General features: G+C 55.2%; 17 protein-coding genes. 10 read left to right on the forward strand and 7 right to left on the reverse strand.

All coding sequences use genetic code 11. From position 1 onward, the window contains the following. Nucleotides 1-111 precede the first annotated feature (111 nt). The 3 genes from NSS64_RS18050 to NSS64_RS18060 all read right to left on the reverse strand — a co-directional run bounded on the left by NSS64_RS18050 (nt 112) and on the right by NSS64_RS18060 (nt 3,299). A complete protein-coding gene (locus tag NSS64_RS18050) occupies nt 112-1,473 on the reverse strand; it encodes an ABC transporter substrate-binding protein (RefSeq protein WP_340942101.1) in 1,362 nt (453 codons plus the stop codon). Between the two features lie 115 nt (nt 1,474-1,588). Further along, a complete protein-coding gene (locus NSS64_RS18055; RefSeq protein WP_051478036.1) occupies nt 1,589-2,377 on the reverse strand; it encodes a carbohydrate ABC transporter permease in 789 nt (262 codons plus the stop codon). A gap of 67 nt (nt 2,378-2,444) precedes the next feature. After that, a complete protein-coding gene (locus tag NSS64_RS18060) occupies nt 2,445-3,299 on the reverse strand; it encodes a carbohydrate ABC transporter permease (protein ID WP_036725519.1) in 855 nt (284 codons plus the stop codon). Between the two features lie 353 nt (nt 3,300-3,652). Between NSS64_RS18060 and NSS64_RS18065 the strand changes: the two genes are divergently transcribed. From NSS64_RS18065 to NSS64_RS18080, 4 genes are all read left to right on the forward strand, one after another. Continuing rightward, nucleotides 3,653-4,417 carry an SIS domain-containing protein gene (locus NSS64_RS18065; protein WP_341141025.1) on the forward strand — a complete coding sequence of 255 codons (765 nt, stop codon included), beginning with the start codon at nt 3,653-3,655 and terminating at the stop codon, nt 4,415-4,417. Further along, complete coding sequence (locus tag NSS64_RS18070) at nt 4,414-6,225, forward strand: family 20 glycosylhydrolase (protein WP_341141026.1); 1,812 nt, start codon at nt 4,414-4,416, stop codon at nt 6,223-6,225. The genes NSS64_RS18065 and NSS64_RS18070 overlap by 4 nt, the downstream gene beginning before the upstream one ends. Next, a complete protein-coding gene (locus NSS64_RS18075) occupies nt 6,225-6,704 on the forward strand; it encodes a GNAT family N-acetyltransferase (RefSeq protein ID WP_340942110.1) in 480 nt (159 codons plus the stop codon). The genes NSS64_RS18070 and NSS64_RS18075 overlap by 1 nt, the downstream gene beginning before the upstream one ends. A gap of 251 nt (nt 6,705-6,955) precedes the next feature. Beyond that, complete coding sequence (locus NSS64_RS18080) at nt 6,956-7,939, forward strand: zinc dependent phospholipase C family protein (RefSeq protein WP_341141027.1); 984 nt, start codon at nt 6,956-6,958, stop codon at nt 7,937-7,939. A 780-nt stretch (nt 7,940-8,719) separates the two neighbouring features. Here the strand turns inward: NSS64_RS18080 and NSS64_RS18085 are convergent. Continuing rightward, on the reverse strand, nt 8,720-8,908 hold the full coding sequence (locus NSS64_RS18085) for a hypothetical protein (protein WP_209994245.1): 189 nt from the start codon (nt 8,906-8,908) through the stop codon (nt 8,720-8,722). Between the two features lie 292 nt (nt 8,909-9,200). Here NSS64_RS18085 and NSS64_RS18090 point away from each other — a divergent pair, with 292 nt between their 5' ends. The 4 genes from NSS64_RS18090 to NSS64_RS18105 all read left to right on the forward strand — a co-directional run bounded on the left by NSS64_RS18090 (nt 9,201) and on the right by NSS64_RS18105 (nt 13,726). Further along, the gene (locus tag NSS64_RS18090; protein WP_341141028.1) at nt 9,201-10,358 is read left to right on the forward strand and encodes a glycosyltransferase family 4 protein; all 1,158 of its coding nucleotides are present in this window, start codon (nt 9,201-9,203) and stop codon (nt 10,356-10,358) included. 168 nt (nt 10,359-10,526) lie between these two features. Then, nucleotides 10,527-11,924, forward strand: a complete 1,398-nt coding sequence (locus NSS64_RS18095; RefSeq protein WP_341141029.1) for a transcriptional regulator — start codon at nt 10,527-10,529, stop codon at nt 11,922-11,924. A gap of 143 nt (nt 11,925-12,067) precedes the next feature. Continuing rightward, nucleotides 12,068-13,240, forward strand: coding sequence for a copper amine oxidase N-terminal domain-containing protein (locus NSS64_RS18100; RefSeq protein WP_341141030.1), 1,173 nt, complete (start codon nt 12,068-12,070; stop codon nt 13,238-13,240). Between the two features lie 96 nt (nt 13,241-13,336). Then, complete coding sequence (locus NSS64_RS18105; protein WP_341141031.1) at nt 13,337-13,726, forward strand: hypothetical protein; 390 nt, start codon at nt 13,337-13,339, stop codon at nt 13,724-13,726. Nucleotides 13,727-14,082: 356 nt separating this feature from the next. Here the strand turns inward: NSS64_RS18105 and NSS64_RS18110 are convergent, their stop codons facing one another. Beyond that, the gene (locus tag NSS64_RS18110; RefSeq protein WP_341141032.1) at nt 14,083-15,930 is read right to left on the reverse strand and encodes a UbiD family decarboxylase; all 1,848 of its coding nucleotides are present in this window, start codon (nt 15,928-15,930) and stop codon (nt 14,083-14,085) included. 187 nt (nt 15,931-16,117) lie between these two features. Here NSS64_RS18110 and NSS64_RS18115 point away from each other — a divergent pair, with 187 nt between their 5' ends. Then, the gene (locus NSS64_RS18115; protein ID WP_341141033.1) at nt 16,118-17,206 is read left to right on the forward strand and encodes a low temperature requirement protein A; all 1,089 of its coding nucleotides are present in this window, start codon (nt 16,118-16,120) and stop codon (nt 17,204-17,206) included. A gap of 108 nt (nt 17,207-17,314) precedes the next feature. Here the strand turns inward: NSS64_RS18115 and NSS64_RS18120 are convergent, their stop codons facing one another. Together NSS64_RS18120 and NSS64_RS18125 are read right to left on the reverse strand one after the other, a co-directional pair. After that, entirely contained in the window at nt 17,315-18,718 is a 1,404-nt protein-coding gene (locus NSS64_RS18120) for an NAD(P)/FAD-dependent oxidoreductase (protein WP_341142839.1), read from the reverse strand. Nucleotides 18,719-19,089: 371 nt separating this feature from the next. After that, on the reverse strand, nt 19,090-19,452 hold the full coding sequence (locus NSS64_RS18125) for a hypothetical protein (protein WP_341141034.1): 363 nt from the start codon (nt 19,450-19,452) through the stop codon (nt 19,090-19,092). Between the two features lie 165 nt (nt 19,453-19,617). Between NSS64_RS18125 and NSS64_RS18130 the strand changes: the two genes are divergently transcribed. Further along, nucleotides 19,618-20,901, forward strand: coding sequence for a S8 family peptidase (locus NSS64_RS18130; RefSeq protein WP_341141035.1), 1,284 nt, complete (start codon nt 19,618-19,620; stop codon nt 20,899-20,901). Nucleotides 20,902-20,937: the final 36 nt, after the last annotated feature.

Raw genomic sequence — 20,937 nt, forward strand, 5'->3', positions numbered from 1 at the left:
CACAATCAGACTATCGTTTTCTATGCCTCTATCATATCAGCTTTCCGCCTCCAGCAGCTCATTTCAATCTATTATTTCCGGTAAAAGAGGGCTGTTCAGCGCTTCCAATTTTTACTTGTTGGCGTCTACTATCTTCTGCAGCTCAGCCTGCGCCTTCTTGATGGTAGTCTCCAGATCCTGCTGTTTCAGGATGTACAGCTCGGTTTCTTTGGTAAAGGCTGTTTCCAGCTCGCCTTGATAGGTCGGCGGCACGCTGAGCGGTGCGGGCTTGGCATTCTTAATCACATAGGCCAGTGAGGCTTCGTCAATCTTGTCGGGGCTCATGGCACCCGATTTGACGCCGGCAATGAACTTGTCCACATCCTGCTTCTTCCACGCGGAATATACATTCTGCATCTGCTCGCCCTCTGTGGAGTACCAGCGGATGAAATCATAGGCTTCCTGCTGATGTCCCGACTTCTCCAGGATGCCTACATAGTTGCCGTTGGCAATGCTGACTCCCGCAGGTTGTCCGGCACTATTGGACGGCATCGGAGCGAACGCGGTGGTGAACGTAGCCGGGAATTCTTCCGACCCGCCTGCTTCGCCGATCATCCAGTTGCCGGTCACGATCATCGCAGCATGTCCGGTGAAGAACTCCGAGCGGTACGCAAGCTTCTGGGAGATGGTGTCGGCATAAGGCACCGCTACTCCCGAGGCTTCTGCCTTGCTGCGCAGCTCCAGGGACTGGCGGATCCCCGCACTGTCGATATTCACGATACCATTGTTGACCAGATTATTGTCCTTCTCCTGGTTGATGACGGCCAGCTCCCAGTACATGGCCCAGGTATGGAAATACGTACCGAAGGTCTTGGACGGCCCGGTGCCGCTGGTCAGCTTGGCTGCGTAATCAAGGTAATCGTCCCAGCTCCAATCGGTGGGAACGGCTAAGCCTGCCGCATCCAGCTTGTCCTTGTTCAGCAGGACGAAATAATTCTCCAGCGTATCCGGAAGTGCATATACCTTGCCGTCAACGGATGGATCAACCGTATACTCGTCTGTCAGCGTAATGCCTTCCTTGCTGATCAGGTCATTCAGCGGAGCCAGCAGTCCGAGTCCGGCACGCTGTGAATAGTCAGTTGCCCCCGGCATGAATACCACATCCAGGTTCTCGCCGGATGCGACGAGCAGATCCAGCTTCTTCATCCCGGCAACCGAATCGCCGTTGTCAGCCAGCTCCACGTATTCCAGTGTAATTCCCGGATGGGAATCCTCGTACGCCTGCAGAATCGGTTCCATATCCGCCGCAGGCGACCAGTTGGCGACTTTGATCGTTACCGGTTCTGCGGAAGGTGCAGCACTCTCCCCCGCCTCCGGTGCAGCCGTGCTGCCGGAAGTGGGAGTTGCACCATTGGTGTTGTTTGAATTGCCGCAGCCCGCCAGGGCTACCAGAAGCACGATGATCCATACCAGAGCGAACACATTCTTTTTCATAACTAACACCCCTTCTAATGTGGTCTACAGTTCCATGCAGTTCTCATGCACTTCCTGACCGTCCTATCCGTCCGCCTGTCTTCCGGTTATGCAGCTTCCGGGAACTTGCCAGCCCTCACCCCTTCACCCCCCCCAAGGAAATACCTTCGATCACCTGCTTCTGCCCGAGGATGAACACGACCAGCAGCGGGACAATCGCCGAGACCGAAGCCGCCATGATGAGCGAATAGAAGGCGCCGTTGCGGTCAGCGAAAGCATTCATGCCCAATTGAAGCGTATAAAGTGTCTTGCTGTTCAGGAAGACCAGCGGCGTCTGAAAATCATTCCAGGTCCAGATGAACCGCAGAATGGCATAAGTGGCAATGGCGGGACGGACCAGCGGGAACAGAATCGAGAGGAAGATACGGATATGTCCCGCGCCGTCGATCTGCGCCGATTCGATATACTCATTCGAGAGTGAGGCAAAAAACTGGCGGAGCAGAAAGGTGCCCAGCACGCTGAACCCGCCAAGCAGGATCAGGCCCAGATGCGTATCGTACAGGCCGGTGGAGCGGAAGATAATGAACAGCGGCACCAGCGTAGCTTCCGCAGGAATCATATAAGTGGCCAGCACTAGTACGAAAAGTGCATTTCTGCCGGGAAAACGGATCTTGGTGAAACCATAGGCCGCCATGCTGGACACCGCTACAGAGAGAAGTGTCGTGAGTGCTGTGACTTTAATCGAGTTCCAGTAATACAGGGTGAAGTTGGCTTTGCCGAACCAGACGGAATGATAGTTGAACGCCGCCCTCCATGTCTGCGGAATCCATTCGATCGGATATTTGAACACATCGGCCTCAGGCTTGAGCGAAGCGGACAGCATCCATATAAAAGGGAGCAGAAACACAATGCCCAGCAGTGCCATGATCAGGGTGATGATGGCTTTTCCCCAGTCCAGATTGCCTATTCTCACAGGTATGTGCCTCCCTTATCTAGTAATTGACCCAATAACGCTGTCCCAGCCACTGCAGGCCGGTAATGGCAAGCACGATGACGAACAGAATCATGACCATGGATGAAGCATAACCGGTCTGAAGATCGACAAATGCGGTCTGGTACATATCGTACACTACGACAGAAGTGGAGTTAGCCGGTCCGCCGTCCGTCAGCACCTTGACCAGGGCGAAGGATTTGAAATTGCCGATAATCCCGGTCACCAGCAGGAAAAAGGTTGTCGGCGTCAGCAGCGGAAAGGTAATGGAGCGGAACTGGGCGAGCTTGGACGCGCCGTCAATCGTCGCCGCTTCATACAGGTCGGCAGGGATATTCTTGATCCCGGCAATGTAGATAATCAGCGAGACCCCAAGGTCAATCCAGATCATCAGCAGCATGACCGATGGAAGCGCATACGTGGGATCGGCCAGCCATTTGGGCGGATTGTCCACCCCGATCGCCGACAGGAATCCGTTGACCGGACCGTACGAAGGATGGAAGAGTACCTGCCACACTACCGCCACAGCAACTACACTGGAGATCTGGGGCATGAAGTAGATGACCTTGAAGGCACCCGGCGCATATACATGACTCGTGATAATTACCCCGAGGATCAGCGCTATGGCCATCCCTACCGGCACTGCCAGCAGCATAATGAAGTTATTGCCCAGCGACTTCAGGAACACCTCATCCTGGAACAGCTGGCGGAAATTATCGAGGCCGCTCCAGCGGATCTTATCAAACCCGGTGACGAACGACCATTTGGTGAAGCTGAGCATGAAGGAGAATATCATCGGAATAAGTGTAAATACCAGCACCCCCAGCAGCATGGGTCCGACGAAAAAGTAGCCCATCCCCGCTTCTATCCGTTTTCTTTTTCTGCTGCCGGCGGTTGGTTTATTATGGGACTGCGGTAAGGTAACTGACGTCTTCAAAGGCTCTGTCCCCCCTCTTGCGTGATCTTATCTCTCATTATAGAAAAGCAAAGAATTTTACATAAGCTACGATCCTGACCCGTTCAGAAAAATTTTTACCTGCCGCTGCGGATGATCAGCGTTCCCCGGACATCTGGTACACTGCTGGTGCAAATCGGTCAAAAACGGTGCAGATTTGCGCAAAATAGTTGATTTACTTGGTTTGCCCGCTTTGTTATCTTCTAGGCAAGCACACACGGGCTTGTACTTATAAACTTTTAGGAGGAATCCAGATGAACGCCAAGCCAGATATTATGTCCGCTTATATGGATACTATTGTTGCGCTGCTGAATGAGATCCGGAACGAACCGCAGGACAAGCTGCAGCAGGTGGCAGAGCTGCTTGCGGATCATATCGCACAGGACAAGCTGGTCTATCTCTACGGCCCGGGCGGCCATTCCAATATGAATGCCACTGAGGTCTTCTTCCGCGCCGGCGGCCTGATGCATATCAGCGCCATATTAGATGAAGGCACGATGATCTCGAACGGCGCCCTGCGCTCAATGGCCGTTGAACGCACTCCCGGCTACGGAACACTTGTTATTGAAGACAACCGGCTGGGCGAGGGCGATATTCTGATTCTTGCCAATGCTTACGGGATTAACACCGCCTGTGTCGATGCGGCTGTAGAAGCCCGTCGCCGGGGAGTCACAACGATTGCCGTTACTTCGGTCGGCCATGCTGAAGCTACGCCTAAGGATCATATTGCCCGCCACCCCTCAGGGCAGAATCTGTATGAGCTGTGCGACTATGTCCTGGACAGCAAGGTGAAGCCCGGTGACGCTGCGCTGCATATTGACGGGATTGAACCGAAGATGGGTTCGACCTCAACCTTCGCCAACGCTTTTCTGCTCAATTCCCTGATGATGACTACAGCGGCCTGTCTCGGGGCCAAAGGGATCGAGGTGCCGGTCTGGCGCAGCGGCAATGCTCCCGGCGGGGATGAGTGGAACAACCGCTTCATTGAACGCTTCAAGGGCCGGGTCCGCTGGTTATGAACCTTCAGCTGATTCCAGAGCCTCAGGTGGTGCAGAGCCGGGGACCGGAGCCGGTCAGCGGTATTAGCGGCTGGACGGTGCAGCTTCAGCTCCCCATGAAGGATGTCCGGTTGCTCACGGCAGCGCAAAGGATATTCACAGAGGTGACGGTTCGTACTACGCATGACGGCAGCGGTGTATTCTCTCTGGTCACGGAGGGTACCCCGCTCAATCCGCTGATGGCCCGGCGGGTAGAAGGCAAGCATGACGGTTACGTTCTCATTACAGACACAGACCGGATGGAACTGTATGCGCTAAGTGCTTCCGGCCTGTTCTACGGCATTAAGACGCTGGAGCAGCTGATAACCTCCGGCGAAGGCACTGTGCCTGCACTTACGGTTGCCGACTGGGCGGAGCTGAAGCTGCGCAGCGATTATCTCGATCTGCGCACGGTCTATCCGACCTATGAGCATATCCTGGAGTATATCGCGGAGATGGCCGATTATAAGATCAATACGCTGGTCATTGAATATGAAGACAAGCTGCCCTTCCGTAAGCTGGATTTCCTGCGGCATCCTGAGCTTGCCTTCACTGAAGAAGAACACCAGCGGCTGCTCAAGACCGCACATGACCACTTCGTCACCGTGATTCCGAAGCAGCAGTCCTTCGGCCATCTGGAATATATCCTGAAGCATCCGGCTTATATCGGTCTGCGCGAGATCCCGGAGACGGTCTCGGAGCTATGCCCGCACCGCGCAGGCTCCTTCGAGATGATGGCCGGCATTCTGGAGGAAGTGGCCGCCCTTCATCCGCACAGCGAATATCTTCATCTGGGCTGTGATGAGGTCTGGACCCTGGGCACCTGTGAAGACTGCAAGCGGTCCGGGCTTACCCCGGAGGCTTCGTTCATCCGCTTCGTCAATCAGCTGGCGGAGAAGACGGTCAGCCTTGGCAAGCAGCCGATGATCTGGCATGATATGATCATGCATGCGACTGCGGAAGAGATTGCGGCGCTGGACAAACGCATTATAGTCGTTGTCTGGATCTATGGCGGACACCGGATGAAGGCCGATGCCCGGCTGATTCTCCATAAGCTGCGGGATGCGGGCATCCAGACCCTTGGCGCTTCGTCCGTCCGCTGCTGGGATGATAACGGCGACCAGAATTATCCGGTCATCCATAACCGGGTCAAGAATGTGCAGGACTGGATTCAGCTCGCCCGCTCCGAGCAGCTTGAGGGCATTATTCATACGAACTGGGGTTGCCCGTTCTCGTTAGGCAGCCCCTACGGCTTGTTCGAGACCTCGCGTTATCCGGCTTTCTTCGCTGCGGAGCAGAGCTGGAACGCCGGAGCAGAGACCGGAACCTTCCTGACACGGTTCCTGCACCAGTTCCACGGCCTGCCTGCGGACCGGCTCAGCGGGGAAGAATGGGCGGATTATGCGGTAACCGATTATTACGCGCTGATTCCGCAGCTCCTGCCGGAGGTGAGGAAGAACCGCCTGACCACCGAGCTGATCGACGCCATGATCCAGTATGAGATCCCGGCGCAGCGCCGCTCCCCGCTGCATACCTTCCTCTTCCGGGGAGCGATGTCACCGGGGAGCGAGGAAGTGCTGACCTTCCTCCGGGACAAATACCGGAGCGGATACGGGGATCTCCGGCGGGCCAAGCTAAGAATGCAGAGCGTGCTGGCCGAGCTGCTTGTGCCGCAGATGGCGGAGCTGTTCATCCGCTCCCGTTTCTACCGGCCGGAGCTGTTTGAAGCGGACCTGCATGCCATGATTACCGATCTTGAGATCATAGAACAGAAAGCGGGGGATAGCTGATGCCTGATATGCTTGTGAAGCTATACGATCTGCCGGACAACGGGGCGCTGCTGGAGCGTCTGCGGGGACAAGGCATTGTTATTAAACGGGCGATGACCGGAGATAAGCAGGCTATTGTCGATTTTGTCGGCCGCCATTTCACGGAGAGCTGGCGGAATGAATGCGAGGTAGCCTTCGCCCACCTGCCCGTCCACTGCTATATTGCCGTGAAGCAGGGCGAGGTGATCGGCTTCGCCTGTCACGAGGTTGTAGTGAAGAACTTCTTCGGCCCCACCGGCGTGCTGGAGGATTACCGGGGGCTGGGCATCGGGAAGGCCCTGCTGCTGGAATGCCTGTCCGCGATGCACCAGAGCGGTTATGGCTATGCCATTATCGGCTGGGTGGCGGACGCCGTCCCTTTCTATGAGAAGACCGTGGGTGCGATTGCGGTCCCTGACTCTTTTCCCGGGGTATTCCGTGACCTGATCAGCATGGACTGAATACGATTTGTTTTGTGTGAGCACCCAGCAAACAGCGGCAGCCGGGACATTCCGTCCCTGACTGCCGCTGTTTGCTGGGTTATTTTCCGGCCAAATGCAGGTCTATGGGTTCAATTGAGTTCATTCACAGAATTGTAAAAGAATGCAGGCTGTTTTATGCGGAATTTCTGATTTTCTTCTTACATACAAGGGGTAAAATATATGAATATCCTTAGTTGCGGCTGACACATGAACTGATAGGAGGAATGATCATGCCTAATATCTGGATGCATATCGAGTACGGGCGGCAGCTGGCCGGAGAATTCAGTAATCGGCTTCCGTTTCTTCAGCAGCTGGAGCAGCAGCAGCCTCTCTATCATCTTGGCTGTCAGGGCCCGGATATTCTGCTGTATCACAGCTTTCTCCCCTGGAGCAAGGATGCCGGGGCGCTACATCTCGGGGATCTGATGCATACGCGAAGCTGCGGGCCTGTACTTATGGACTTCTGGGAGTCTGCGCGGAACCTTAGCGGGGCTGAAGGGGAGCAGGCCCGGCTCTACTTCCTCGGCTTCCTCACCCATCATCTGCTGGACCGCAATCTCCATCCCTATATTAACTGGAAAGCGGGCTATCAATACCGCGATCATCAGCGGTTCGAGATTGATCTGGACACGTTGTTCATGAACCGGCGGCGGAAGCTCAACACGTGGCAGAACCCGGCCTGGTCTCTGATCGACGCCGGCTCCCGCCTGCCCGGTCCGGTTCACCGCATCCTTCACACTACGGCCCTTAAGCATTACCCGGAGGCGATGGCCCGGCTGCCTGAAGAGATCTGGCAGACCTCTTACCGCGATATGGTGCTGGCCCAGCGCTGCCTGTATGACCCGAAAGGCTGGAAGAAGGCCATCACCTGGGGACGGACCCGCCTGCTGTTCTCCCGCAAGCTTACCGCGCGTGAGGAGCAGCTGGATTATCTAAATGAGCGGCACTCCGAATGGCGGCATCCCGCACTCTATTCCGAGGTCCGCACAGAATCGGTGTGGGAGCTATGGGAGGCGGCTCTTGCGGAAGGCCGGACGGTGCTCGGAGCGCTTGCCGATTGGCTGGAGAGCAAGGAACCCGCTGCAGCAAGGCGTAAGCAGGAGCAGTTCGCCCAGGTGCTGGGCAACCGCTCCTACGATACCGGCAAGGATTGCAGCATGAATCTGCAGAATCAGTACGCCGAACCGATCTGGACAAGTCTCCCGGGTAGTTAAGGGGGAGCGGAGATTGGAGAGCGGGTACGGTGGAACGGGGAACCGCCAACCTGGAACAGGGAGCCGGGCATCGGGAACTGTCAACCAGGAACGGGGACTGTCAACCAGGATCGGGAACCGGTCACCGGGCACCGCCAACCTGGAACAGGAAGCCAGCTGCTTAACAAACACCTGACCCGTCCATATTACTGCCACGCTCTTCTCCACCTCAGGAAACAGGTGCCTGCCACTAACAATTGGAAAAACGTATCTTATTTCGCCAGTTTCTCAAGAATATCAGGTAACAAGTGGATTTTGGCTCTAGCTCCGATACCTGCCCAGGTACTTTACGCGGAACAGAGCACACAGCAAAATCATCCTACGGACGAATAAGATTACCTTCGTGCGAACACAATGTATGCTGTTTTTCACATACATTTGGTCATATGCCTGCTTGCGAACACAATGTATACTGTTTTTCACATACATCTGGTCTATATGCCTGCTTGCGAACACAATGTATACTGTTTTTCACATACATTTGGTCCATATGCCTGCTTGTGAGCACATTGTATGCTGTTTTTCACATACATTCAGCCCTCAGCCACATTCAGCAACAAGGTCATTTTACGAATCATTCCAAGAACTCATATTCACAAATGTACACATACCTTTTCTACAGCAGGAAACTTTAGTTTCCTATATAATCGCAAAACGCCCGGTTCCCCGGGCGCTTAGCATAATCTATCCACTATTCTTCTGTCAGTCAGTCTTTAGTCTGCTGTCAGACAGCATTCCAGCTTACAGCGGATCATTCGGAAGAATCTCCGGCGGGGCCGGCGGGATAATCTCGGGCTGCTCTGGCGGCACGATTTCGGGATGCTTCTCCGGCACAATCTCCGGCGGGATCACAACCGGCTCCGGGAGGATATCCGGCTTCACATCGGGGACAACCTTCGGCGGAACCTCCGGCGGCAGATCTTTGCTCATATCCATATACCTCCTTCATTCCTGATACCTCATGTATACCCGTTCCGCTCCTCCCTTAACCTTATTGTCCAAGTCCTTCCTGGTCTTCCCTAGTCCTCCCTAGTCCCCCTTGGTCCTCCCTAGTCCTCCCTAGTCCCCCTTGGTCTTCCCTTGTCCTCCCTTGTCCTCCCGGCTTCTCTCCGACCCTCCCTGTAAATTCCCCTCTTCATGCAAGATGTTTAACCTGCGGTTGATCTCCAAGTAATAGTTGGTTGTTAAGATCAAGGCAACAAGATTACTGGGAGGGATACCGATGCGTCTGGCTCTATTCACGGACACCTTTCTTCCGCAGACCAATGGCGTTGCCCGTACACTCGGCCGGCTGACCGGCCACCTGCACCGCCGGGGAATCGATCATCTGCTGTTCACGCCAAAATCCGCCCCGGAGAGCAGCTACCCCGATCCTGTCAGACCCGTGGCCAGCATCCCCTTTTTCCTCTATCCCGAGTGCAGGCTGGCCCTGCCCGGCATGTCCTCCATGCAGAGTGAACTGACTGCGTTCGCCCCTGACCTGCTCCATCTCGCCACCCCGTTCAATATCGGCTTAACCGGCCTCCGGTATGCCCGCAAGCAGCAGCTCCCCCATGTCGCCTCCTATCACACCCACTTCGACCGTTACCTCGAATATTACAAAATGAGAAGAATCCTCCCGCTCTACTGGAAATACATGAAGTGGTATCACCGTTCCTGCGATGCCGTCCTGGCCCCTTCCCGCGAGACCCTAACCAGCTTGCGCATGGAGGGCTTCACCCGGCTGCGCCTGTGGTCCAGAGGCGTGGACTGTACCCTCTACTCGCCGGAGAGACGAAGCGAAGAGACCAGGGAACGTTACGGCAAGGGAGCAGCGCTGATGATGCTCTATGTCGGACGGATTGCCCCGGAAAAAGATCTCACCACCCTCCTTCAGGCTACGCAGCTCCTGCCGGAGTCCGTGCGTTCAAAGGTTCAGCTGGTGATTACCGGCGATGGCCCGCTGCTGCCTGAGCTTAAATCGCAGGTACAGGAGAATGTCACCTTCACCGGTGCCAGACACGGCGAAGAGCTGGCAGAGCTGTACGCCTCCGCCGATCTGTTCGTCTTCCCCTCCTGCACGGAGACCTTCGGCAACGTCGTGCTTGAAGCCATGGCGTCGGGGCTTCCCGTAATCGCCGCAGATGCAGGCGGAACGCGGGAGCTGATCGCACCCGGTGTCACCGGCATGCTGTTCGAGCCCCGCAGCCCGGCAGCCATGGCAGAGCAGATCTGCGCCGCCGCCGCCAGGCCCCTGCTGCGGAGCGCAATGGGCCGCGAAGGGCGGCGTCAAGCTCTCCAGCGCTCCTGGGAGCAGATTTTTGACAGACTGATTAAGGATTATGAAGAAGTCATCGAGCACCGCAGGATCAAGAATGAAGCAGGGATTTATACCGCCTGATCCGCTGTCTGCCCCCCTATGAAGACTAAGCGTTCCTGGGACTATGGGAATGCTTTTTTCCATTGTTCACGGTTTCTCCCCATCACTCTATTGACCATTGGAATAATGACTTATATTATACACATATACAATAATCCAAAATATGGAATTCAGTCAGGCGGTGATCCCTTGAAGCCTCTCACAACGATTCGCAGTCATCTTGAGGCTTATCTCTATTCCCAGCAGTTGTCCATCAACCAGTTCTCCATTCTGTCCGGTGTTAATTCCGGCACCTTAAGCCGTATCCTTAGCGGCCAGCAGCCGATTGCCATGAACCACCTGAAATTGATTACCCGGGGCATGTCATTGCCGGAGGATCATTTCTATAGCATGTATGTCGATGAGTGCTTCTTATATTCGGCACCAACCTGGCGGCGGCTGCGCCCCTTCATCCTGAATTCAGCGGAGCTGGGGCGGCTGGACTGTATTGAGCTTGTAGTCAAAAATCTGCTGGACAACCTGACCTACGCCCCGATGCTTTTTGAAGTGGCCGAGGACTTGTTCCAGGAGCATCACTGGCAAGCGGCGGCCGTGCTCTACAAGAATATCAGCGCAAGCGAGAAGTATCAGCATTCCGAGCGGCTGGCCCTCTGCCAGTACCGTTTGTTCCGCATTACCCTCGGAGACAGCCAAACACTCAACCTCCAGGCTGCTCTTTTGTTCGAATGTTATATTGAACGGCTTGAGGTGCCGGATCAGCTCGATGGACTGAAAGCTCTGATGCATGTCTATTACTCGCTGCACAAGTGGGACAAGGTGGATGCCCTGGCCCAGGAGATGCACCGTCTTGCCATGCTCAGCTACCACCATCTGCACCGGCCGCAGCGCAGAGACCGCCAGGATAAATGCCCGGAGAAGCCGGTATTCTTCTATGCGCTGTATTCGCATCTGATGCGGGCAAGCGTGTGCGAAGAATTCCGGGACTATGAATCGGCGCTGAAATACGTAGCTCTATATATGGATAGGAGCTGGATACGCGAAAAAGGGGAAGACACCCGGCGCATCCTGGACCAATTCCAGGAGTGGGGCACGGCCAACACCCTTCTCTACCGGATGATGTCCGGTGATCATGGAGCGCTGCCTGAATATGTGGCCTATATTGCTCCGCAAGCCAGTGAGATTTTCGTTGCCCTGTACCATATTATGATCTCAGCCAACCGCTTCTCCTGGAATGTCGATGAGGTGCTTGAACAGTTCCCTTCCTATATCCCTTACCGGACCAACCTGAAGGACTTCGGGGAGCTTCACAACCAGCAGATCCTGGCCGACCAGTACTCTACCTTTCTCGCGGAATTAGCCAACTATTATTTACGCAATCACCGCCCCGAAGGAATGGGCTTCCTGCTCCAAAGTCTGGAATCTTCTGCTAAAATAAAGAGTGATAGCATAATCATTAAATGTGTGAATCTGTTTGAACAATTCCGGCATCAAGCCACTGAGGAACAGACAGAGCAATACAGACTTCTGATTGGAGAGGTGCAAGAATCCAATGATAAGAAAAATGATTATGCTTCTAGTGTCATGTAGCTTGGCCGTTATAGCTGTTCACCCCCTGGGGGGTTATGAATCTGTAAGAGAGACTACCGTACAATCCCAGGTTCAGCCTATGGGTCACGGGACGGGGGACGGCTGATCCAGCAGCGGCCGCGCCCGCAGAAAGGATGACGAACATGAAGATCAACCGGAGGTTATTACTCCTCCCCGCACTTGCACTGGCTCTGGCCGGAGGGGCTGAAGCCGTTCCGGCTTCGGCCAAGCCCCCCCCGAAGGTACAACTTCAATTAACCTACAGCAGCGGAAGCGGGATATCAGGCATGGCCGGAGGCACCGCACAGATCAAGAACGGAGTCTCTTATATGCCCGCTAACCTGGTCACAATCATGGGTCTTGAGGGCAAGTGGAGTAATGCAGACAAAACCGCTACCTTCAGCGGGTGGAACAAAAGCTTCAGCATGAAGCTTGGTCAATCCACCGGCGTACTCGACGGGAAGAAGGTCTCCCTTGGAGGCACACCTTATATGGCGGATAAGCAACTGTATGTACCCGTCAAGTTTGTGGTAGCGGCTCTTGAAGGCGGGCTCGTAAGATGGGATGCCGCCACGAATACGATACGGGCCAACGGTCTGCATATGTACCGCGGTTATTCGGAAGTGTTCGACGGCGGAGTGTACTCCCTGTCGCTGGACAGCGGCGAGCTGTATCTGACCACGAAGCAGAACACTAAGCATAAGCTGGATGTTCTCGGCAGAGGGCTGGATGTAGTGGATTTCACCTTCGAGCGCACACCTGCCGGTCTGACTCTGCTTCAGGTCGTGAATTCGTATGGCGAGCCCCATGTACACGCAGAGTATTACACCTATCTAGTGAAGAACAACAGTGTGATCCGCCAGGGGCATACGAATATCCATACCTCCTTCGGCACAGCCCCGGTCTGGGCTGACGGCAAGCTGGTATTCAATGACGGCCGCACACTAAGGCTCATTGAGGATGGAACCGGAGCGGTCAGCGAGACGGTAAATCTACCGAAACTGCTGGGCACCACCGTTGCCCAGGATGTCTACTACAACGTCGAAGCCGTCTACCCGGATGTTCTGCTGGTCCGCCCTACAGACACCGCCTTCCTGACCCTAGTTGACCGTGCTACTGGTAAGCAGACTGTGTTATACAAGCAGTTACTCAGTGCAGAGCGCCAGCGCGAGGTAGAGCAGCCCGATTTTATGTTCCCGGGTGACTATATCTACTTCACCGGACGTACTGACAATGTCTTCACCTTCAAGCTTCACAGAATGGACGGCAGCCAGGATATCATCAAGACCTACACATGGCCCGGCAGTCAGAACTGAGCAGCTACACTTTCACATTCGATTGCACTCGGTTTTTCTGTGAAAATACGTCTCTTGCGATAAACGCACGACCTACGCGGCGTCTCCAGTCCAATTGTGATCGGTTTTTCGATTACATTTGGTCCGCACACCTCCGTGCTGCGCATTGTAATCGGTTTTTCGATTACATTTGGTCCGCACACCTCCGTGCTGCGTATTGTAATCGGTTTTTCGATTACATTTGGTCCGCACACCTCCACGATGCGCATTGTGATCGGTTTTTCGATTACATTTGGTCTGCACACCTCCACGCTGCGTATTGTGATCGGTTTTTCGATTACATTTGGTCCGCTCGCCTCCACGCTGCGCATTGTGGTCGGTTTTTCGATTACATTTGGTCTGCTCGCCTCCACGCTGCGTATTGTGATCGGTTTTTCGATTACATTCGGCCTACGCGGGTGCCTCAGTCCAATTGTGTTAAGCGTTCTGTTAAATTATGTTAAATAAATAAACAGACGACGTTCTGTTTTTTTGCCACGCTGCGCATTTTTATGCTGGAGTTGTGTCTTGAAAGACATATTTGTTTTCGCATACATTTTCCGCCATGACAAAAAACGCATAAACGTCATTATTATAATAAATGACGTTTATGCGTCTAACATCCAACAGCCACCAAATGAAAGACAGGGCGTCTACAAACGCCCCTGCCTTTTCATTCTCCGCTCCATTCTTCTCTGTCTTCTTCGTTCTCTCCTCCGCTTACGGTCCTTACGGCCCAATACGAGCTCCAGCATAACTTCGAAAAGCACCCCGAATAGCTCAGCCATACAACCCCTCTTTTCAGCGGTTATAGAAGTGCTGCTTCACCCCTTACGGCTCTGCAGTCCACCCAAGCTTGCTCCTTCACTAAATACCCGCTCAATCCTCCGCTGCACCTCGGGGTCAGGAATTAACGGCGGCGCTTGATGCGGCTTCACCCGGGCATCGATGATCACATTATCACAGGCCCAGTGCTTATACTCCACCGTGCTGTTCACCCCATGGATGTCATGGGAAGGATTGCTGCGGGTGAAGGTCGCCCACAGGAAGTTGTTCAGCGACTCCGACATGAAGCTGCTGTCATCGCACAGAATAATCATCGGGCAGGAATCAAGCGCCCCCTGCGCTGCAATAGCAGCGCTCAGGCCGGAGATCTCCTCTGCCGCCGAGGCGTAATCCCGGAACGGCTTCCCCTGCATGGCGGCAATCCCAGGCATAATCATGGCCGCCGGACCCCAGCCCTGCTCCACCCGCTGAAGAACCTCAGGCACCTCCGTGCACAAGCTCCGCTTCTGCTCTCCTACGGCTGCGAAGACCACCTTGCTTCCGCTGTTGATCCCCGTACCGGAATAATCCAGCGTATCAATCGTTGTATTCGTCTGGAAGTGAATATCGCGGCGCAGATTGATCCGCTCCAGAATGTAGGTCAGGAACCCGGCGATATCATGCGTGCTGACCGGCTTGTCCTCTTCTGCCGTGATGAACAGGTATTTCGCCAGACTGAGCTGTCCGGTTCCGAGAATCCGGTTGCTGATCGTCAGCAGCTCTGCAGGCTGCTTCAGCTGCTGATACGGGGTATACCGCTCACTGCCGATCGCGAACAGCAGCGGGTGCACTCCCGCAGCATCTATCGCATGTACCTCCTTCACGCCGGGAATCTCCGAGCGGATCGCCCCGCCGGTCAGCTCATGGATGAGCTCACCGAAGGCAGTGTCCTCCTGCGGCGGACGGCCGACCACCGTGAAGGGGAAGATGGCCCCTTTTTTGGCGTAAACCTTGTGTACTCTCATCACCGGAAACGGGTGAGTCAGGCTATAATAGCCCAGATGATCGCCGAACGGCCCCTCCGGCTTCGTCTCCCCGGGATGAATCTCTCCGGTAATGACGAAGTCGGCATCGCTGCTGACGCAGAAGCCGTCTACATAGCTGTAGCGGAAATGACGCCCCGAGAGCAGCCCGGCAAAGGTCATTTCACTTAAGCCCTCCGGCAGCGGCATCACCGCCGAGAGCGTATGCGCAGGCGGGCCGCCGATGAAGCAGCTAACCTTCAGCGGCTCGCCGCGTCTGTTCGCGTGGGCCTGATGAATGCCGATCCCGCGGTGAATCTGGTAATGGACGCCCACTTCCTTATTCAGCTCATATTCGTTACCGCTAAGCTGAATACGGTACATCCCCAGATTGGAGTTCATGATGCCCGGCTTATCGGGGTCCTCGGAATACACCTGCGGAAGCGTGACGAACGCCCCTCCGTCGCCCTGCCAGTGCTTAATCTGCGGAAGATCGGAGATCCTAATCTCCTCGAACCCGGCCGGTACACCGCTGCCCTTCTTGATCGGCAGCGCTTTACGGGCGGCAAGGCCTGTCCCGATATACCGCAAAGGCTGCTTGAGCGCCTTCATGGGATTGCTGCGCAGGGCGATAACCGCCTGCGAGGATTCCCACGTGTCGCGGAAGATGAACTTGCTCCGCTCGATTGTTCCGAACAGATTCGAGACTGCACGGTACTTCGAGCCCCGGACCTTCTCGAACAGCAGAGCGGGACCGCCTGCCTCATAGACCTTCATATGTATCGCCGCCATCTCCAGATGCGGGTCCACCTCTTCATGTATGCGAATTAAATGCCCGTGCTTCTCCAGGTCAATAATACATTCTTCCATATTGCGATATGACATGCTTCTACTCCCATTCTCTCAAGAATATGAACCTCTTTATTATCAATGAGTGTGTCCGTCAGGTCAATTCCCGCCAGGGCAACCTCTCCAATTGTCACAGATATTCTTGCCTTCTTCTGTGGAGAGCCATTATTATACTTGTAAACCGGACAGCTCCGGACAACAAACGGCAAAGGGGACTAACGCAATGATCATCAAAAAGGTAACCTGGCTGGAGCTCTTCTACGATCTGCTGTTTGTCGCTGCGGTCTCCAAAGCCAGCCATGTGCTGCTGCATGTAGAACACGAGACCCTGTCCCTTGAGACACTGGGCAAATTCATACTGATCTTCATTCCGATCTGGTGGGCCTGGGTCGGCCAGACGCTCTTCGTTAACCGCTATGGGAAGGATACCGTCCCGCACCGCGTGTTTCTGATCATTCAATTATTCTTCGTGCTGATCATGACGGCCAGTCTGTCTGTGGATTTCGATGCCAACTATCTGCCGTTTCTGATTGGCTACCTCGGACTCCGGATCATGACTGCGGTCCAGTATCATTACAGCCATTCCAGAGAAAGCGGACATCTGCGGAGCACCGCCCGTTATCTGGGATCACGCTTCTGGATTGGACTTACGATTTCGGCCTGCTCTCTGTTCTTCGATTCTTGGCTGCGGTATGCGGTACTGTACGCCGGGATTATACTAGACATTATTCTCCCGCTGACGGGACGGAGGATTCTGGTGAAGACGCCCGCCAATACCCATCATCTGCTGGAGCGCTTCTCCCTGTTCGCCTTGATCCTGCTCGGCGAATCCGTGGTCAGCATTCTCGCCGTACTGCAATCCAGCAGCTGGACCGGACAATCGGTCGGCTTCGCTGCGCTCACCTTTGTGCTGATCATCGCCATATGGTGGCAGTATTATGACAACCTGGAGAAGAAGGTCGATATGCACATCCAGACTGCCGGACAGACGATTATCTACGGGCATCTGTTCATCTATCTGTCGCTATGTATGCTTGCTGCGTCCATCCAGCTGCTGTTCCTGGATCAGCTACATTATGGGCCGATGCTGAACCTGTTGTTCGGCTCCGTACTGCTCTACTTCGCTTCCACAGTACTGGTCTTCCAGGTCTACAGACATCAGCAGCATCGGCTGGGAATGAAGCCGCTGGCAGGGCTGACCGTCATTCTGGCCTGCTTCTATGTGCTGGATCTTCTAGTCCATGTACCGAATGTCCTGATTATGGGCGAGCTGGCGGTGTTCTTCGCGCTGTACGCCAGGATTACTGCCTGAACCGGCTGCCAGTCAGCTCTCAGGCACTGGCCAATCTATCCGCTCTGCACGCCAAGAGGCTGCACCAGAGGTCATTGCCCGCCTCAGGTACAGCCTCTTCCGGCCGTCTTACTGGCCTGTAAATTCAATCTCATCGTAATCATAATAAGCCTGCAGGATCTGCTCCCGGTCATCCAGGAACAGCTGGTCTGCCACGCCGCTGACCAGTCTCGGAATCGCATTGCGCAGTCCCGAGATCGCCGATGCCGATAACCCGCAGCTGGCCAGCGCGGAATAGTTGAACACGAATAAGCCATGCAGCAGCTTGCGGCCTGCTTCATCCCGGCTCTGAAGGGCAAAGCCTGGACTAAGGTAAGGGTGTGCATCCAGCAGCGGATTCGCCGCTCCCGCAGGCGCTGTGTACCGGTCGCTCCAGCGGGCAATATGAGGCTCCACCTGCCGCAGCTCCGGCCGCAGGGCAGGATCGCTGAGCAGGCCCGTGCTGATGATCAGATAGTCGAAGCTGAACTCACCGGCAGGTGTAGTCACCACCGCCTGCTCCCCCGCAGCCTCCACCTTCAGCCACGGCGAGCCGAGATGCAGCCGGAAGCCGGGCCATGCCGCTGCCCGGCGGAAGGTATCGCCCGTCGGCGGCTGATTATACTGGAAGAAATGCGAGATGACTGTATATTTGTCCGCATCCGCCAGGGTATGGAACCGCTCAATCATTCCCGAGCCCTCCATCTGGCGGATCGGATTCACCCCCGGCAGCTGCGTCCGGCGGACGAAGACCTGGGCCTCAGACGCGCCCTCCTGAAGCGCGTAATTGGCATTGTCGAAGGCAGACGCCCCGCCGCCGAGAATCCCCACCCGCTTGCCGCGAAGGGCAGCGAAGTCAATCTGCCGGGAAGTATGGGCATACAGGCGCTCCGGCAGATGATCTGCAATCATTGGCGGAACATGCCACTGCCCTCCGCCTTGAATACCGGTAGCCAGCACCACCTTACGGGCCAGCAGCGTTCCGGCCGGCGCACCCGCTCCTGTAACCTGCAGACGGTAGATTCCATCGTTACCAGGTTCAACCAGCATTAGCTGCACCTCGTTACGTACCGGCAGCTTCAGAATCTGCCGGTACCAGCGCAGATACTCCATCCACTGCCCGCGCGGAATTTTATCCACCTCACTCCAGGCCCCCGCCCCATGCTGAGCCTCCCACCAGGAGCGGAAGGTCAGCGACGGGATTCCGAGATCAATCGAGATCAGATGCTTTGGTGTGCGCAGCGTCACCATCCGGGCATAGGTCTCCCACGGCCCCTCCAGCCCGTCACGATTCTCATCGATGATCAGCAGATTCGAGATCCGTTCGCGCAGCAGGCCAAAAGCCGCACCGAGCCCGCTCTGGCCCCCGCCCACAATGACGACATCATAGACATGGCCTTCCTCATGCTCCACAGGGCGGACCCAGTCCGCGCCGCCATAGGCGAGATAAGAGAGATCCGTATTCACACGTTCATTCAAGGCTTCCAGGCTCATCATTCCTCAGACCTTTCCAGGGCATCTTCAGCTCATAGCTGCTGCCCGCTTGGCATCCTGCTCCACAATCCCTGATATACATCTATGGCGATATTATATAGGGTATGCCCCCGCTTTTGAATATTGATGGAAGGTTTATTGTCATAAGAGCTGAATTCTGCGGACGGGATTGTACATTGAGCCAATATTTTAACGCCAACTCCCCTTAATGCTTGACAAACGAAATATTATCTCACACATATATCAAAAGAGCTGCCCCCATCAGCCCTCCGGCCCTGGAAACAGCTCTTTCATTCCGTCATTCATAGATACACTATGCAATCTAGCTCTCTATCTTGCACTGTTCATAGAATATAAATAGGCGCACAGCCTTAGAAGCGTGCTACAAAAAACTCGCGGTTCGACGGGACAAACTTCTGTGTGCGCTGCACATTATCCGCGTCGATAATTCGGAGCGTGTAGCTGACTGTTGTCAGCGTACTGATCGTATTAAACTGGGCAACGCCGAATTCATCGAATTGTGCCGTGATCACAGTGCCGGAGCTCCGGGTCAGTGTTGCCGTCCAGCCCTGTGTTTCGTAAGGGACATTGTTATTGTTCACGGCAAGCACGATGAAATTATTAAGCACCTGTCTGATCCGCCGTCTCTTGGGTCTTACTACCGCCGCTGCTCTTGCTTTTTTAGCCATCAATTGACGTTTTGCCAGCAATGCCTTCTTCTCTGATTCTCTCATTTACTTCACCACTTTCTATTGGAATACAGTAGTAAATGCAATAGAAGAATCAGCCGAAACGCGTTATCGCCTGTTATTTACATAAATGTATCGCTGTACCGATTCATGGTTTCGTACCCACGAGGCAGCTTGCCGCATACACTGCTTCATAGAGGTGATTACATTATGAAGAGTGTACCATCATGGGTCAGGCATCATGCCGCCAAGCTCAACCGGCCCCTGAAGCATAAGATCCGCAGAGCCTATTCCACTACTGCTGCAAATGCTGCTATACCGGTGATCATACAATTCAGACAACCAGTTACTCCGGCGGGACTCCGCGAACTAAGGAAGCACCTGGGACGGCATGTCCTCCCGGTCAAGCATCATCTGCGGCTGCATCAGGCCGTAGCTTCACAGGTCTCCCTGAAATGTCTGGAGCATGTATGCCGCTGGAATGGAGTCCATAAAGTCTATCTGGATGGAATCAAGAAGGCTACGCTCAACATAGCAACTCCATCCATAGGCGCTACAGCAGTTAGACGCTCAAGAGGACTTACCGGCAAAGGCATCAATATCGCTGTGCTCGATACCGGAGTCTATCCGCATCCCGATCTGACCCGGCCGGTGAACCGCATCCTGGCGTTCAAGGATTATATCAATCACCGGAAATGCCCGTATGACGACAACGGACACGGGACGCATATCACCGGGGATGCCGCCGGTAACGGCTGGTCCAGCCGGGGCAAGTACCGGGGACCCGCGCCGGAAGCGGGGATTGTCGGAATCAAGGTGCTGGATAAGTATGGGGACGGCTATGACTCCACCATCATCAAGGCGATTGAATACTGCATCACCCGCCGCAAAAAACTGAAGCTGCGCATCCTCTCCATGTCCTTCGGCGGACCGGTGGCTCCGCATGTCAAGGATGATCTTCTCGTCCAGGCCGTGGAAAAAGCCGTCAAAGCCGGCCTCACCGTAGTCATCGCCGCCGGCAATGCCGGCCCTCGGCGCAGGACCGTAGAGTCCCCCGGGATCAGCCCCTCCGCGATCACCGTCGGAGCCGTCAATGACCGCCGGACGCTGACGCAGAAGGATGACCGGATCGCCGTCTATTCCAGCCGGGGACCCGCTCCCGGCGGCAAGGTGAAGCCGGATCTGGTCGCCCCCGGCAATTCAGTGATCTCGCTGCGCGCCCCCGGCTCCCGGCTGGTCCGTGAATTGCCGCGCAATAAGGTCGGCAAGCGGTATTTCAAGCTGTCCGGCACCAGCATCTCCACGCCCATCGTGTCCGGTGCCGCCGCACAGCTGCTCCAGCTTGCGCCTCGTCTCACGCCGCGCCAGGTGAAGCTCTTGCTGAAGCGTAACGCCTTCCCTCTCCGCCTGAAGCCGAATACCGGCGGCAGCGGGGAGATCGACGTACGGTTCCTGAAGCGCCGCTGCTCCCCCCCAAGAAACCCCACAAAGTGAGACTTTAGCTTCGAAGGATATTCAGGTACTTTGCGG

The organism is Paenibacillus sp. FSL H8-0122, assembly GCF_038005345.1.
Classification (GTDB): Bacteria; Bacillota; Bacilli; order Paenibacillales; family Paenibacillaceae; genus Paenibacillus_AQ.

Coding starts and splice junctions, on each gene's coding strand:
- NSS64_RS18050 (WP_340942101.1), bottom strand. CDS start 1,473: ATGAAAAAGAATGTGTTCGCTCTGGTATGGATCATCGTGCTTCTGGTA.
- NSS64_RS18055 (WP_051478036.1), bottom strand. CDS start 2,377: ATGGCACTGCTGGGCATTGTGTTTCTGCTCCCTTTTATATGGATGCTG.
- NSS64_RS18060 (WP_036725519.1), bottom strand. CDS start 3,299: ATGGGCTACTTTTTCGTCGGACCCATGCTGCTGGGGGTGCTGGTATTT.
- NSS64_RS18065 (WP_341141025.1), top strand. CDS start 3,653: ATGAACGCCAAGCCAGATATTATGTCCGCTTATATGGATACTATTGTT.
- NSS64_RS18070 (WP_341141026.1), top strand. CDS start 4,414: ATGAACCTTCAGCTGATTCCAGAGCCTCAGGTGGTGCAGAGCCGGGGA.
- NSS64_RS18075 (WP_340942110.1), top strand. CDS start 6,225: ATGCCTGATATGCTTGTGAAGCTATACGATCTGCCGGACAACGGGGCG.
- NSS64_RS18080 (WP_341141027.1), top strand. CDS start 6,956: ATGCCTAATATCTGGATGCATATCGAGTACGGGCGGCAGCTGGCCGGA.
- NSS64_RS18085 (WP_209994245.1), bottom strand. CDS start 8,908: ATGAGCAAAGATCTGCCGCCGGAGGTTCCGCCGAAGGTTGTCCCCGAT.
- NSS64_RS18090 (WP_341141028.1), top strand. CDS start 9,201: ATGCGTCTGGCTCTATTCACGGACACCTTTCTTCCGCAGACCAATGGC.
- NSS64_RS18100 (WP_341141030.1), top strand. CDS start 12,068: ATGAAGATCAACCGGAGGTTATTACTCCTCCCCGCACTTGCACTGGCT.
- NSS64_RS18110 (WP_341141032.1), bottom strand. CDS start 15,930: ATGTCATATCGCAATATGGAAGAATGTATTATTGACCTGGAGAAGCAC.
- NSS64_RS18115 (WP_341141033.1), top strand. CDS start 16,118: ATGATCATCAAAAAGGTAACCTGGCTGGAGCTCTTCTACGATCTGCTG.
- NSS64_RS18120 (WP_341142839.1), bottom strand. CDS start 18,718: ATGAGCCTGGAAGCCTTGAATGAACGTGTGAATACGGATCTCTCTTAT.
- NSS64_RS18125 (WP_341141034.1), bottom strand. CDS start 19,452: ATGAGAGAATCAGAGAAGAAGGCATTGCTGGCAAAACGTCAATTGATG.
- NSS64_RS18130 (WP_341141035.1), top strand. CDS start 19,618: ATGAAGAGTGTACCATCATGGGTCAGGCATCATGCCGCCAAGCTCAAC.